The organism is Micromonospora sp. NPDC047670, assembly GCF_043204915.1.
GTDB lineage: Bacteria > Actinomycetota > Actinomycetes > Mycobacteriales > Micromonosporaceae > Micromonospora.
In genome coordinates this window covers 249,750-264,899 of record NZ_JBIDDA010000001.1, presented here as the reverse complement: position 1 = coordinate 264,899, position 15,150 = coordinate 249,750, and the positions used below count along the sequence as shown (strand labels likewise).

Sequence of the window (15,150 nt, the reverse complement as noted above, 5' to 3'; positions counted from 1 at the left end):
TCCCGTCCGGGGCCTGCCGCGCCCACCCGGCCAGGCGTCGATGAGGAGACCGTCCGCAGGAAAGGGGCCCACGCACCGCGCAGACCGGCGCGGTGCGTGGGCGACGTCGGCCAGCGATCACCCGTAGAGCGAGCGGCCTCCCGGGCTGTTGCCCTTGAAGCGTTGGCCCGCCGCAACCTCCTCGCCGACCACCGACCAGACCGTCTCGTCGTCCTGCCAGGGGAGCGGGTCGATACGGCTCGTCTCCTGACGGATGCGCTCGACCTCGCGCTCCAGGCGCTCGAAGTCGCCGTCGTCGCCGCCGTTGTCGAAGATGAACTCTTCGAGCAGGCGCTGGAACCGGAGGGTGACCTGGACGAGGGAGGAGACGTCCGTGTGGAGTTGCCGCACGGTCTCCTCGTCGGCGTCGAAGGCGTGCACCTTGCCGGAACCGGGGTCGAGGGCGAGGTGGGCGTTGAGCAGCCAGCCGATGACGGGCCATTCACCCGCGTCCTCCGACGCGCCCTCGAAGTCCTCGACGTCGACGACGTCCCGGACGAGGGGCAGCCGGCCGGAGTCCTCGTCGGGCACATGCAGCCGGAGCGTCCCGGTGGGGACACCGACGGTCTGCAGGAGGCGGGCGCCCTCGGTGTCCGCGGCGGCGGGCGGGAAGGCGGTGGCGGGCAGGGTCGCGAGCCGGTCCTCGCCGAAGATGTCGACGAGTTCGCTGCGGGTGACGTCGAAAAGCACTGCCGGAACTCCGAACTCGGCGGCGGCACGGCCGTCGCGGGACTGTCAGTGGACGGAAGCGGTCTCAACAACAACGTTGCGGATCGAGGCGCTTCCGGCCACTCCGGCTCCGCCTCGCCCACTCATCCGCCGCCGCCCCAAGCACCTGACCCGGGCCGCAGGGATCAGGACGCCGAGGCGGCAACGACGTTGAATCGTTACACGCACACGCCCGAGGACTACACCGACCGGGTGCGGCTGACGCTCGCCGACGATCCGCTGCCTCAGCCCGACACCTCGCCCGGCCGGGCCCAGCGACGTGCCTTCACCTGGGCCGGGAGACGCTCGCGGAAAAGGACGACCCCCGTCGGGGAAAGTGACCTGACGTAGCAGCGAGTGTGATCAACTGCCGTCCCGCGTCAGACGCATCGGTTGCGCCGTCGAGCATGATCGAGTCGAACCACGCGGTACGGCGTTCGCTGACGATTCGCTGACTGGTTGCGCGCCGGCAGCGGCCGGAGGCACTCACGACGTGCGCCGCCTCGACGTCGGAGGTGCGAGAATAGACGACGATTCGAGACGCAGGAGGTGAGCCGTGACGTCGAGTAGCGCTGAGCAGATGCCCGAGTGGCCGACCGCCGAGCACGTACCGGCGGAGGAGCTGGCGCGTCGTCAGGGCATCCGGCCAGTCACCTCCGTCGACGACCTGGCCCGGCCCGACCTCTTCGAGTCGGACGAGGAGTTGGATGACTTCCTCGCCGACCTGTACGCCTCCCGGCGGGCCGGCGCCGCGTGAGCCTAGTCGTCCTGGCCACCGACGTAGCGTCGGCGATCCTCCGGGGGCGGCTGCCTGACCGTCTCCGTGCTCGTCTGGCCGGTAAGACCCTCTGCATCACCTTCGTGACGCTCGGAGAGCTGACCAAGTGGACCGCGCTGCGGAGCTGGGGGCCACGCAAGCTGGCCGACCTCGCCCAGTGGCGTTCCGGGGTCGTGTGAACCCTGCTTCGAGGCGCGCATCCAAGAATCGCACGCTCGGAAACGTGGTCCTTGTCGCCGGCCTCCTGGTCTCGGCCATCACCCTGTCGACCGACGCCGGGGCCACAGAGCCGCACATCCTCGCAGGCTTCCTCGTCGCCACAGGGATCGGGCTACGCATCGAGGCAGCGATCATCGATTCTCGGGCATGACGGTCCGATCCGGCCAGCTGCCCGCCGTGCCGGTCGAACACGAGGGATCGTCTGCGCCGCCGCCGCCGGGGCGGGGCTGCGCTGGGGTGAGTGCGCGGGCCTGCCGTGGGAGGCGGTCGACCTCGATCGGGGGTTTGCTGCACGTCGCCCAGGCGGCGGTGGAGACCCACGGCGGGATCGTGCTGCGGGCGTACCCGAAGACTCGGGCCGGCTTGCGGACGGTGCCGATTGGCGCACGCGGCGGCCTCGGCGTTCGGCGGACTGCGGTTCCACGACTTGAGACGCCTATGTCACCTGGCTGGTCACCGACGGGGTCCCGATCAATCTGGTGCAGCGGGTCATGGGTCACGAGCAGGCGTCGACGACGCTGAATCGTTATCCGCACACCCCAGACGGCTACGCCGCGCGGGTCCTGGCGGCCTTCGACAGCTCTGCTGCCTCCCTGCTGCCTCTGGTCGAGAATCCGCCCTCGGACAGCGGCCTCGACGAGAACAGAGAGGACCTGTGACCTGCGTCGGAGCGCTCCCGCCGGAAAGGGACGACCCCCGTCGGGGGGAGACGGGGGTCGTCGGGAGGTTCGGCTCCGGGGGGGTCGAGCCGAACCCACTCAGCGGTCACGGGGGGTGCAACCGCCGAGGGTCTGCCTGTTGTACGAGATATGAACGCTCGTCGTGTCGACAAGTCTGCCTGAGCGGACCTGTATACGTCGAGTGGTGTCGCCTCCACTCCACGCGAATTAATATTCGCAGAGTGTGATTGACGTCACGGTGAGCGAGGGTGAAGAGGGTCGGCCCGCACGTCCGAGGGGCCCCCGGACCCCGGGCACCCGCCGACCATAGACCATCCGGCTAGACTTTCGCGCCGTGGGCCGAAGTGCCGCTTTCTTCGATCTGGACAAGACCGTCATCGCCAAGTCGAGCGCCCTGGCGTTCGGTCGGCCGTTCTACCGGGACGGGCTGATCACCCGGCGTGACGTGGTCAAGTCGGCGTACGCGCAGCTGATGTTCCGGCTGGGCGGCACCGACGAGCAGACCATGGCCAGGACCCGGGACTATCTCGCCGCGCTCTGCAAGGGCTGGCAGGTGGAACAGGTCCGCCAGATCGTCGCGGAGACGCTGCACGAGCTGATCAACCCCTACGTGTACGCCGAGGCCGCCGCCCTGATCGAGGAGCACCAGGCCGCCGGCCGGGACGTCGTGCTGGTCTCCGCCTCCGGCGAGGAGATGGTCCGGCCGATCGGCGCGCTGCTGGGGGTCACCGACGTGATCGCCACCCGGATGGGCGTGGTGGACGGCCGCTACAGCGGCGAGGTCGAGTTCTACGCGGCCGGCCCGAGCAAGGTCGAGGCGGTCAGCGAGCTGGCCGCCGAGCGCGGGTACGACCTGGCCGACTCGTTCGCCTACTCCGACTCGTACAGCGACCGCCCGCTGCTGGAGTGCGTCGGCCACCCGTCGGTGGTAAACCCCGACCGGCAGTTGCGCAGGCTCGCGGTCGAGAACTCCTGGCCGGTGCTGGAGTTCCGGCACCCGGTCCCGCTGGGCCGGCGGCTGCGCGAGCGCCCGGCCGTCCCGGTCGCCGCGGCGGCGCTGGGCGTCGGCGTCGGCGTGGCCATCGGCATCGCCTGGTACGGCCGTCACCGCCGCACCCGCGCCACCCCCGCGCCCGCCTGAGCGGCCCAGGCGCCGGAGCGCCCGGCCACCCGACCCCCGCGATCCGGGCCGGCACGGGTCAGGCGGCGGCGAGGATATCGTCGCCGATCGCGGTGAGCCGGTCCGCGCCGACCTCCACCGCCGTCATGTAGTGCCGCAGCCAGGAGCGCAGACCGTCCGGGGTGCCGGTGGCGAACGCGCCGGCCGAGCCGACGTACTCGGGCTCGCGTTCGTGGTGGCCGACGTCGACGGCGAGCAGGCCGCGCGGGTCGAGCCCGCTGGACAGCAGCACCAGCCGGGCGGCACCGCGGGCAACCACCCCGGAGGGCCCGGCGAAGGGGCGCAGGTTCAGCAGCTCGCCGTGCACGACGGCGGCCAGCACCAGCGGGGAGACCTTCGTGCCGCCGGCGACGAGCCCGGCCAGGCCGTCCAGCCGCGCGGCGACCACCGGGTCGGCGACGGGCCGGCCCAGCTCGGCCTCGGCCACGACGTCCCGGGCGGCGAGCACGTGCAGCTTCGCCAGCGCCTGCCGGGGTGCCTTCGGCCACAGCTCGGACAGCCCGGGCAGCGCCCCGGCGACCCGCAGCGCGCCCTGGATTACCGGCTCGGTCACGGTGCCGGCGCGGACGGCCTCGCGCTCGTGGGCGTACCCCTCCAGGGCCGCGCTGGCGACCGCGGACCGGAGGCTGACCTCGGCCGCGACCTGGCCGCCGTGCCGGCGCAGCGCGCGGTGCCCGAGTGCCTGGTCGAACCGCTCGCGGGCCCGCTCGACGGCGGCGGCGATGTCGGCGAGCGCGAGCAGCGGGGCGAGCGGGTCAGCGGTCACCCCGTCACGCTATCGACTGCCCACCCCGGCCCGCCGACGAGCCGCCCGGAAGCGACCGCCGCCACCCCGCCGGGTTGTCAGCAGGGCCCTCGCCCGACGAACGGCGTCGACCGGGTGCCCATCCGTGCGCCGGCACCGCCGTCCGGCGCGCGGCGCGGGCCGCTCGGCGCGCGTTGGCCGGACCGGCGGTTCCTCGGCGGGACACCCCGACTAACCTCGTGCGGGAGACGCAGATCACCCCGAGCGACGAGGGAGCACGGCATGAGCGAGGCATTGGCCAATCTGCTGAACGAGACGCGCCAGTTCCCGCCGCCGGCCGAACTCGCCGCGAACGCCAACGTCACCGCCGACGCGTACGCGGAGGCGGACGCCGACCGGCTGGCGTTCTGGGAGCGGCAGGCCGGGCGGCTGACCTGGGCGCGGCAGTGGGACCAGGTGCTCGACTGGTCGAAGCCGCCGTTCGCGAAGTGGTTCGTCGGCGGGCAGCTCAACGTGGCGTACAACTGCCTGGACCGGCACGTCGAGGCGGGCCTGGGCGACAAGGTCGCCATCCACTGGGAGGGCGAGCCGGGCGACACCCGCACCATCACGTACGCGGACCTGCACCGGCTGACCTGCCAGGCGGCGAACGCGCTGACCGACCTGGGCGTCACCGCGGGCGACCGGGTGGCGATCTACCTGCCGATGGTCCCCGAGGCGGCGGTCGCGATGCTGGCCTGCGCCCGCATCGGCGCGACCCACAGCGTGGTCTTCGGCGGCTTCTCCGCCGAGTCGCTGACCAACCGGATCCAGGACGCCAGCGCCAAGGTGGTGATCACCGCCGACGGCGGCTACCGCCGGGGCAAGCCGTCGGCGCTGAAGCCGACCGTGGACGAGGCGGTGGCCAACTGCCCGTCGGTCGAGCACGTGCTGGTGGTGCGCCGCACCGGCGAGGAGGTCGCCTGGTCGGCCAAGGACCGCTGGTGGCACGAGACGGTGGAGACCGCCCCGGCCGCGCACGCCGCGCAGCCGTTCGACGCCGAGCACCCGCTGTTCATCCTCTACACCAGCGGCACCACGGCCCGCCCGAAGGGCATCCTGCACACCACCGGCGGCTACCTCACCCAGACGTCGTACACGACCCACGCGGTCTTCGACCTGAAGCCGGAGACGGACGTCTACTGGTGCACCGCCGACATCGGCTGGGTCACCGGGCACTCCTACATCGTCTACGGCCCGCTCTCCAACGGCGCCACCCAGGTGATGTACGAGGGCACCCCGGACACCCCGCACAAGGGCCGGTTCTGGGAGATCGTCGACAAGTACAAGGTCAGCATCCTCTACACCGCCCCGACGCTGATCCGCACGATGATGAAGTGGGGCGAGGACATCCCCGCCGGCTACGACCTCTCCTCGCTGCGGCTGCTCGGCAGCGTCGGCGAGCCGATCAACCCCGAGGCGTGGATGTGGTACAGGCAGCACGTCGGCCGGGGTGAGCTGCCCGTCGTGGACACCTGGTGGCAGACCGAGACCGGGTCGATCATGGTCTCGCCGCTGCCGGGCGTCACCGAGGCCAAGCCGGGCTCCGCGATGACGCCGCTGCCCGGGATCAGCGCCGACGTGGTGGACGACCAGGGCCAGTCGGTGCCCAACGGCGGCGGCGGTTACCTGGTGCTGCGCGAGCCGTGGCCGTCGATGCTGCGCACCATCTGGGGCGACGACAACCGGTTCATCGAGACGTACTGGTCGCGGTTCGGTGCGGGCGCCGGAGGCGCCGAGTCCGGGCGGGAGGCGGGCGCCGAAGGCCACCGCGGGTGGATGTACTTCGCCGGGGACGGCGCGAAGCGGGACGACGACGGGCACATCTGGCTGCTCGGCCGCGTCGACGACGTGATGCTGGTGTCCGGGCACAACATCTCCACCACCGAGGTGGAGTCGGCGCTGGTCTCGCACCCGTCGGTGGCCGAGGCGGCGGTGGTGGGCGCGACCGACCCGACCACCGGGCAGGCCATCGTCGCGTTCGCCATCCCGCGTGGCAGCATCGACACCTCGGGCGAGGCGGGCGAGAAGCTCATCGCCGACCTGCGCAACCACGTGGCGAAGACCCTCGGCCCGATCGCCAAGCCCCGGCAGATCATGCTGGTGCCGGAGCTGCCGAAGACCCGCTCCGGCAAGATCATGCGCCGGCTGCTGCGGGACGTGGCCGAGAACCGGTCGCTGGGTGACGTCACCACGCTCCAGGACTCGTCCGTGATGGACCTGATCTCGTCCGGCATGGGCGGTGGGAAGTCCGACGAGGACTGACGGTAGGCGTACGGCCCGATGGGTGGCGGTCCCGCGCGGACCGTCACCCATCGTCATTTCTTACGGATGAGCGACGGACCGCGTGCGTCCTGTCACATCGGTCGGTCGGGGGAACCGGGAGAAGCTGAACGGACACAGGCTGGCGTCGACCCCTGTCATTCGCCTGTTTTCTGATTTAGGTTCACGCAGGTCGAGTCGGTTCGATGGACATCACATCGATGAGAGGGCCGGCCGACTCCTTCCCTCCCCATGCCCCGAGAAATGGAGCGGCATGAACAGAAATCCGCAGTCCGGGTCGCGCCGACGCCTACTCGTCGCGCTGCCCGCCATCGCCCTCGCGGCCACGTCACTGACCGTGACTGGCGGCGCGGCGGCGGCAGAGCCCGGCCCCGCCCGAGCCACCATCGGCGCGGACGAGTACTACATCAACTACGCCGAGCCCGCCGTCCAGCCCGACAGCGACGGCCGCGAGGTCAAGGGCAAGGGTGGTGTCTACGCCCCGGCGGTCGAGGAGGCGCGGGCCTACGACCGCAAGTTCGCCCGCGGCAACCCGGTCACCGCGCGGCAGCTCGCGAAGACCGAGGCCGAGGCGATCAAGACGGGCAAGAACCCGCGGCAGATCAAGCAGGCCACGGGCACCCAGACGGCGAAGCTGCTCACCCTGCTGGTCGAGTTCAACGAGCAGGCCAACGACGACTTCACCGACGTCATGGTCCCCAAGACGGTCTTCGAGGACCGGAGCTGTGTCCTCGGCACCGTGCAGAACGGCCCGCTGCACAACAAGATCCCCAACCCGGCGAGCCTGCCGCACGAGGACAACAACTCGATGTGGGTGCCGGACTTCTCGCCGGCGCACTACGACAAGATGCTCTACACCAAGGAGGGCATCACCGAGCGGGTCCGCCCGGACCTGACCGGGCCGGACGGCAAGCCGGGCATCAGCCTGGCCGGCCGGACCATGCACAACATGTACCTGGAGATGTCCAAGGGCGCGTACACGGTCGACGGGCAGGCCAGCCCGTGGATCAAGGTGCCGCACTCCGAGGGCTGGTACGCGGCCTCGCGCTGCTTCCAGGACGAGAACGGCAACTGGGTCGCCGGCCGTCAGCAGTCGATGAACGGGCACCCGGACAACCCGCAGGGCGCGGGCCGGCTGGCCACCGACGCGATCGACACCCTCGCCAAGATGGACCCGAACTTCCCGTGGGCCGACTACGACATCGAGGACCAGGGCGACCGCGACGGTGACGGCAACGTCTTCGAGCCGGACGGCGTGATCGACCACCTGGTGCTGGTGCACGCCGGCCAGGGCAAGTCCCGCGGCGGCGGCGCCGAGGGCACGTACGCCATCTGGGCGCACTCGTCGTCGATCGCCGGCGGCTACACCGTCCCCGGCACCAACATCCAGGTTTCGAACTACATCGTGCAGCCGGAGGACGCCGGCGTCGGCGTCTTCGCCCACGAGTTCGGCCACGACCTGGGTCTGCCGGACCTCTACGACACCTCGGGCAACGCCGACTCGGACGTCGACTTCTGGGACCTGATGGCCTCGGGCTCGCACTCCGGTGAGATCTTCCAGGCGCTGCCGACGCACATGGGCCTGTGGGACAAGTGGGTGCTCGGCTGGGCCGACCCGCTGAACCTCGCACCCGGTGCGGACCCGCGCGACGTTCAGCTGGGCCAGACCTCGCGCACCCCGCGCGGCACCGCGGACGGCATCAAGATCAACCTGCCGAACAAGGTGATCACCCTGGCCACGCCGCACAGCGGCACGAAGATGTGGTACACCGGCGCCGACCAGGACTGGGCGGACGTCAAGATCACCCGGCAGGTGGCCGTGCCGGCGGCGGCCGACGCGAAGTTCTGGATGTGGAACAACTTCGTCATCGAGGCCGACTGGGACTACGGCTTCGTCGAGGTCTCGACCGACGGCGGCGCCACCTGGGCCGAGCAGAAGGTCTACGACTCGACCGGCAAGCTCGTCACCACCAACGACGGCTACGCCGACCCGAACGGCCGGATGGTCGACTTCGGCAACAAGAAGTACGGCCTGACCGGTGACACCCACGGCTGGCGGCACGACTACGTCGACCTGTCGGCGTTCGCCGGGCAGACGGTGCAGGTCCGGCTCCGCTACGCCACGGACGAGGCGTTCGTGGAGCGCGGCTGGTTCGCCGACGACTTCTCGGTGACCGGCGGCGGCGCCACCACCTGGAGCGACGACGTCGAGAGCGGCGCCAACGGCTGGACCGCGACCGGCGGCACGTTCGTCGACACCACCGGCCCGGGCTGGCGGATCGACGGCGGCACCTCGACCCAGGCGCACTACTACCTGGCCGAGTGGCGCAACTTCGACGGCTTCGACAACGGCCTGAAGTACGCCTACGACACGGTCTACTCGCACGACGCGTGGAAGGTCGACAAGCTGTCGTACAACGCCCCGGGCATGCTGGTCTGGTACCGGGACACCGCGCTCGGCGACGTCAACCACACCACGGCGCAGCTCACCTCGCTGCCGAGCTACGGCGCCAAGGGCGGTCTGCTGATCGTGGACTCGCACTTCGACCCGTACCGCCGCAAGGGCGAGGCGGCCGTCAAGGACCCCTCGGTGCTGGACAACCTGCCCAGCCGCCCGCAGTCCGCGAACGCGGCCTTCTCGCTCAACCCCACGTACCCCTTCCGGGAGTGCCTGGAGGCGGCGGACGAGCCGTACAGCGAGTACTGCACCGAGTTCGGCGCCCAGCCGGCGGTGCCGGGCTTCACGGACGCCAAGGGCTGGTACCCGGGCATCGAGATCCGCGACGGCGCGGCGTACGCCCGGGACAGCGACGCCTCGGTCGTCATCCCGTCGAAGGGCAACGAGCGGTACACCACCCGGGTCACCAACCCGGACGGTACGCCGGCACCGGCCTTCTACGGGGTCACCCTGGGCGGCGGCGCGATCGTGCTGGGCACCGGCAACCCCGGTGACCAGGGCGTGGCGTACGGCGTCACCATCACCATCAAGCGGGCCGCGAAGGACAACTCGTACGCCACGGTGCACGTCACCCCGGCAACGAACTGACCTCGGATCGGTCCCACGGGGCACACGGCGGGGCCCGTCTGGAGCACACTGCTCCGGGCGGGCCCCGCTCGTCTTACGCGGCGCGGGCTGCGCCCGCCGATCGCTGTGACATTTTCGATGGCTCGGGCGCTCCCCGTAGGGGACCTCATAACCCCGGCCACGCAACGTGATCGTGGCCAAAACGTAACGTGAATCAACGTCGCCTCAACGCGCCTTTTGGTTGTCATTTATGCGCATATGAAGGCCGCGCGCCTCCCATCCGCCCGGTATTTGACCCGTGACAAGTGCACGTCGTCTCTGCCAGGGTGAGTGACGCATCACATGACAGTCGCGGCCTCGGCTGCGCCCGTCATGTAACAGATCCACAAAGGAGGAGGACCTTTGAGGAGACGAGTCACAGCCGGTCTGGCCTCAGCCGCGGCCGCGCTGCTGGCGGCGGGAGTCGTGTCGGCGCCGGCCTCCGGCGCACCGGCCGCGGACCCGGCCCCCGGTTCCGACAAGGCGAAGCATGGCAGGGACAACCTCCCCGATCCGAAGTCGGATCAGCAGCGGGAGCTCCGGAAGAAGGCCATCGCCGACCTGCTCTCGGGCAAGGCCAAGCTTCAGACGCGCAACGGCTCGAAGGTCATCCAGGTCAAGGACGACCTGTTCGTGGAGTACCAGCAGGCGCCGAAGACCGACCCGATCTTCACGATGCTGGTCGAGTTCGGCGACCAGACCGACCCCCGGACCGGCGGAGCTGCCGGTCCGGTGCACAACCAGATCGCCGAGCCGGACCGCAACTGGGACGGCAGCCCGACCGACGACAACAGCACCCTGTGGCGGTCGGACTTCAACCGGGCGCACTACCAGGACATGATGTTCGGTCCGGGTGAGTCGATGCGGGACTTCTACTACAAGCAGTCCGGCGGGCGCTACACGGTCAACGGCGACGTCAGCGAGTGGGTCAAGGTTCCGTACAACGAGGCCCGGTACGGCAGCAACCAGATCCCCGAGTCCGACGGGTACTGGAACTTCGTCAAGGACAGCGCCACCGCCTGGTACCAGTCGCAGGTCGCGGCCGGCAAGACGCCGGAGCAGATCAAGCAGTACCTGGCCCAGTTCGACATCTGGGACCGGTACGACTTCGACGGTGACGGCGACTTCAACGAGCCCGACGGCTACGTGGACCACTTCCAGGCGGTGCACGCGGGCGAGGGCGAGGAGGCCGGCGGCGGCGCCCAGGGCGAGGACGCCATCTGGTCGCACCGCTGGGCGGCGTTCCCGAACCTGGCCGGCAGCGCCGGTCCGGGGGCGAACAAGGCCGGTGGTGTCCAGATCGGTGACACCGGCATCTGGATCCGTGACTACACCACGGAGCCGGAGAACGGCGGCCTGGGCGTCTTCGCCCACGAGTACGGCCACGACCTCGGTCTGCCGGACTACTACGACACCGCCGGCGGCGACAACGGCGTGGGCTTCTGGAGCCTCATGGCGTCCGGCTCGTGGCTCGGCCACGGCAAGGACGACATCGGTTCCACGCCGGGCTACATGGACCCGTACTCGAAGCTGTTCCTGGGCTGGCTGAACTACTCGGTGGTCGAGGAGAACAGCGGCACCACCAAGGTCACGCTCGGCCCGGCCGGCGACAGCGACGGGCCGAAGGCCCAGGCGGTCGTCGTCAACCTGCCGGCGCAGACCCAGACCACCAGCTACAACACGCCGTTCGGCGGGTCGTACGAGTGGTGGGGTGGCAGCGCGGACGACCTGAACACCACGCTGACCCGGCAGCTCGACCTGACCGGTACGACGTCCGCGTCGATCACCGCGAAGGCCTGGTACGACATCGAAGAGGACTACGACTACCTCTACGCCGAGGTGTCGACCAACGGCGGCGCCACCTGGACCCCGCTGGCCAACTCCTCGATCGACGCGGGTGAGACCGGGGTCGACGGCTCGACCAGCGGCGCCTGGGTGGACCTGGCCTACGACCTGTCCGCGTACGCCGGGCAGACCGTGCAGTTCCGCTACCGCTACCAGACCGACGGCGGCGTACACCTCGCCGGCGCGTTCCTGGACAACGTGTCGCTGGTCAAGGGCGGCGCCGTCGCCTGGACCGACGACGCCGAGACGCTGGCCGCCGAGTGGACCGCCAAGGGCTTCACCCGGATGACCGGCTCGGTGACCGACTCGTACCCCCGCTTCTACATCGCGGAGAACCGGTCCTACGTCGGCTACGACGACACCCTGCGGACCGGCGGGTACAACTACGGGTTCAACAACACCCGCCCGAACTGGGTGGAGCGGTTCTCGAACCACCCCGGCATGCTGGTGTGGTACGTGAACTACGCGTACGGCGACAACAACACCTCGGAGCACCCGGGCTACGGCCTGAACCTCCCGGTGGACGTCCGGCCGAACAAGATCACCGTCGACGGCCAGGGCAACGTCACCAACCGCCGTAACGGCTTCGACGCCACGTTCAGCCTGTACGCCAAGCCGGCGCAGACCTTCCACCTCAACGGTGTCCCGGTCACGCTCCCGGCGCTCGCCCCGCAGCCGGTCTTCTCCGACACCGGGGCGAACAAGTACTGGACGTCCGGCAACCCGTGGAACTCGGTGAAGGTGGCCGGTTCCGGCACCCGGATCGAGATCCTTCAGCAGGGCACCAATCCGACCGACGACATGGTCGTCAAGGTCAGCAACTGACAACCGAGTTACCCGTGGGGCCGGTGGCGGTGACGCCACCGGCCCCACTTTTTCGCGTAACTGATCAGTCCTATCGAAAACCGCCTCTTCCGCCCCATCGACGACCGTAATACCTGCTCAGGGCGGTTGATGAACGGCGGGGATGTGACGGTGAAAAGCATTCTCAACAAAACTTTGCAACAAATCGACGCACGCATCTTCCCAGGGGTCACAGGAGTGTCTATGTTCACCATTGGTCCCCCTGGTGGGACCGATCTCCACCGGCCCGTACCCCCGTTGGGCCGGTTCCCTCACACCGGAGGTACCACGTGCGCAAAGTCGCAGTGGGTCTGCTCGGGCTTTCGCTGACGGCAACAGGACTGGCGGTCGGCACGTCCGCCAGCGCCGCGCCGCAGCCCAAGTTGCCGACGGCCGCTCCGTCGGTCGCCGAGCCAGCCCATGTCGACCACGACCTGCCGAACCCGCTCGAGGACAAGCGTCGCGCCCTGCGCCAGGAGGGCCTGAGCGACGTCCTCTCCGGCCGGGCCAAGGCGCAGAAGATCAACGGCAGCACGGTCGTCAAGGTCGGCAAGACCCAGGCCGAGGGGGCCACCGCCCGCTCGACCCGGGCCGGCGCCGCCAGCCAGATGGAGGACCAGTACGTCGAGCTCGCTCGCGAGCAGACCGACCGGATCTTCGTCATCCTCGCCGAGTTCGGCAACGAGCGGCACCCGAGCTACCCGGACCAGGACACCGACCCGACCACTCCGGGTCCGACCCGGTTCGACGGGCCGCTGCACAACGAGATCCCCGCGCCCAACCGGGCGGTGGACAACTCGACGGTGTGGCAGGCGGACTACAACGCCGAGCACTACCGCAAGCTCTACTTCGGCACCAACCCCGGTGACGAGTCGCTGAAGCAGTACTACGAGGCGCAGTCCTCGGGCCGCTACAGCGTCGACGGCACGGTCACCGACTGGGTGAAGGTCAAGTACAACGAGGCCCGCTACGGCCGCTCCGGCGGCTACCCGTGCGCCGACAACGTCTGCACCAACACGTGGGCGCTGGTCCGCGACGCCGCCAACCAGTGGGTCGCCGACCAGAAGGCCGCCGGCCGCACCGACGCGCAGATCGCCGCGGACGTCAAGGCGATGGACCAGTGGGACCGGTACGACCACGACTCGGACGGCAACTTCAACGAGTCGGACGGCTACATCGACCACTTCCAGATCGTCCACTCCGGCGGCGACGAGGCCGACGGTGACCCGTACCAGGGCGAGGACGCCATCTGGAGCCACCGCTGGTACGCCTTCGCGTCCGACCAGGGCTCGACCGGCCCGGCCGACTTCCCGGCCGGCGGCACCCAGATCGGCAACACCGGCATCTGGATCGGTGACTACACCATCCAGCCGGAGAACGGCGGCCGGAGCGTCTTCTACCACGAGTACGGCCACGACCTCGGTCTGCCGGACGACTACAACGTCGTCAGTGGTGGGGACAACAACAACGAGCACTGGACCCTGATGGCCCAGAGCCGGCTCGGCGCCAAGAACGACGCCGGCATCGGCGACCGCGGCGGTGACCTGGGCGCGTGGAACAAGCTCCAGCTCGGCTGGCTCGACTACGAGGTGGTCGTCGCGGGGCAGCAGCGCACCCTGAAGCTCGGCCCGCAGGAATACAACACCAACGAGGCCCAGGGCGTCGTCGTGGTGCTCCCGAAGCGGGAGTACACCTTCGACAACGGCAAGCCGTTCGAGGGCACCAAGCAGTTCTTCTCGGGCAACGAGGACGACCTGAACAGCACGATGACCCGGACCCTGGACTTCACCGGGAAGTCGTCGGCGTCGCTGTCGATGAAGGGCCGCTACGACATCGAGGCCGGGTACGACTACCTGTTCTTCGAGGCGTCGCTCGACGGTGGCCAGACCTGGACGGCGCTGCCGGGCACGGTCAACGGCCAGCCTCTTCCGGAGATCTCGCCCGGACGGCCGGCCCTGGACGGCAGCAGCAACGGCCAGTGGGTCGACATCAACATCCCGATGGACGTGGCGGCGGGCAAGGTCGCGCAGTTCCGGCTGCGCTACCAGACCGACGGTGGTGTCTCCGCGGGCGGCTTCTACGGTGACGCCGTCACCGTGACCGCCGACGGTCAGAACGTCCTCTCCGACGGTGCCGAGTCCGGCGCCGCGGGCTGGACGCTCGCCGGCGGCTTCGAGATCGCCGAGGAGAGCTACACCCGCGAGTTCGACAACTACTACATCGCGGGCACCCGGCAGTACATCTCGTACGACAAGTACCTGAAGACCGGCCCGTACTTCTTCGGCTACGCGAACACCCGCCCGGACTACGTGGACCACTACGCGTACCAGGAGGGTCTGCTGATCTCCTACTGGAACACCCGCTGGGCGGACAACGACACGTTCGCGCACCCGGGTGAGGGTCGCAACCTGATCATCGACGCGCACCCGCGGCCGATCTACAACCTGACCGGGCAGCCCTGGCGGGCCCGCGTCCAGGTCTACGACGCGCCGTTCAGCCTGAAGAAGGCCGACTCGTTCACGCTGCACCTCAACAGCCAGCCGCAGTACATCCGTGGCCAGGCCGCGCAGCCACTGTTCGACGACACCAAGCAGTACTGGTACCCGGAGCTGCCGAACCACGGCGTCAAGCTCCCGGCCACCGGCACCAAGATCCGGGTCCTGGAGAAGGACGGCGTCTACACCAAGATCCGCATCTCCTGATCCGCTGATCCCGCACCACCCGCAC

At 69.7% G+C, this 15,150-nt stretch carries 10 protein-coding genes; 8 read left to right on the top strand and 2 right to left on the bottom strand.

Going from position 1 to position 15,150, the window contains the following annotated elements; translation table 11 throughout:
- Positions 1-117: 117 nt before the first annotated feature.
- Positions 118-729 carry an SUKH-4 family immunity protein gene (locus tag ACGF7U_RS01260; RefSeq protein ID WP_393102075.1) on the bottom strand — a complete coding sequence of 204 codons (612 nt, stop codon included), beginning with the start codon at positions 727-729 and terminating at the stop codon, positions 118-120.
- A gap of 574 nt (positions 730-1,303) precedes the next feature.
- Here ACGF7U_RS01260 and ACGF7U_RS01255 point away from each other — a divergent pair.
- The 4 genes from ACGF7U_RS01255 to ACGF7U_RS01240 all read left to right on the top strand — a co-directional run bounded on the left by ACGF7U_RS01255 (position 1,304) and on the right by ACGF7U_RS01240 (position 3,565).
- Entirely contained in the window at positions 1,304-1,504 is a 201-nt protein-coding gene (locus tag ACGF7U_RS01255) for a hypothetical protein (protein ID WP_170286310.1), read from the top strand.
- Between the two features lie 244 nt (positions 1,505-1,748).
- Positions 1,749-1,895 carry a hypothetical protein gene (locus ACGF7U_RS01250; RefSeq protein WP_393102074.1) on the top strand — a complete coding sequence of 49 codons (147 nt, stop codon included), beginning with the start codon at positions 1,749-1,751 and terminating at the stop codon, positions 1,893-1,895.
- 340 nt (positions 1,896-2,235) lie between these two features.
- Positions 2,236-2,403, top strand: coding sequence for a hypothetical protein (locus tag ACGF7U_RS01245; RefSeq protein ID WP_393102073.1), 168 nt, complete (start codon positions 2,236-2,238; stop codon positions 2,401-2,403).
- Positions 2,404-2,758: 355 nt separating this feature from the next.
- Positions 2,759-3,565, top strand: coding sequence for an HAD family hydrolase (locus ACGF7U_RS01240; RefSeq protein WP_393102072.1), 807 nt, complete (start codon positions 2,759-2,761; stop codon positions 3,563-3,565).
- A 58-nt stretch (positions 3,566-3,623) separates the two neighbouring features.
- On the opposite strand, the gene ACGF7U_RS01235 is transcribed toward ACGF7U_RS01240, so the two are convergent.
- On the bottom strand, positions 3,624-4,370 hold the full coding sequence (locus ACGF7U_RS01235) for an oxidoreductase (protein WP_393102071.1): 747 nt from the start codon (positions 4,368-4,370) through the stop codon (positions 3,624-3,626).
- A 261-nt stretch (positions 4,371-4,631) separates the two neighbouring features.
- Here ACGF7U_RS01235 and acs point away from each other — a divergent pair, with 261 nt between their 5' ends.
- The 4 genes from acs (at position 4,632) to ACGF7U_RS01215 (ending at position 15,125) form a co-directional block, all read left to right on the top strand.
- Entirely contained in the window at positions 4,632-6,653 is a 2,022-nt protein-coding gene (gene acs / locus ACGF7U_RS01230; protein ID WP_393102070.1) for an acetate--CoA ligase, read from the top strand.
- Positions 6,654-6,924: 271 nt separating this feature from the next.
- Complete coding sequence (locus ACGF7U_RS01225; RefSeq protein WP_393102069.1) at positions 6,925-9,717, top strand: immune inhibitor A domain-containing protein; 2,793 nt, start codon at positions 6,925-6,927, stop codon at positions 9,715-9,717.
- A 381-nt stretch (positions 9,718-10,098) separates the two neighbouring features.
- Complete coding sequence (locus ACGF7U_RS01220) at positions 10,099-12,405, top strand: immune inhibitor A domain-containing protein (RefSeq protein WP_393102068.1); 2,307 nt, start codon at positions 10,099-10,101, stop codon at positions 12,403-12,405.
- Between the two features lie 323 nt (positions 12,406-12,728).
- Complete coding sequence (locus ACGF7U_RS01215) at positions 12,729-15,125, top strand: immune inhibitor A domain-containing protein (protein ID WP_393102889.1); 2,397 nt, start codon at positions 12,729-12,731, stop codon at positions 15,123-15,125.
- Positions 15,126-15,150: the final 25 nt, after the last annotated feature.

Excerpts from the sequence above, each read along its gene's own strand:
- ACGF7U_RS01225 (WP_393102069.1), top strand. The coding sequence starts at position 6,925 with ATGAACAGAAATCCGCAGTCCGGGTCGCGCCGACGCCTACTCGTCGCG.
- acs (WP_393102070.1), top strand. The coding sequence starts at position 4,632 with ATGAGCGAGGCATTGGCCAATCTGCTGAACGAGACGCGCCAGTTCCCG.
- ACGF7U_RS01245 (WP_393102073.1), top strand. The coding sequence starts at position 2,236 with ATGGGTCACGAGCAGGCGTCGACGACGCTGAATCGTTATCCGCACACC.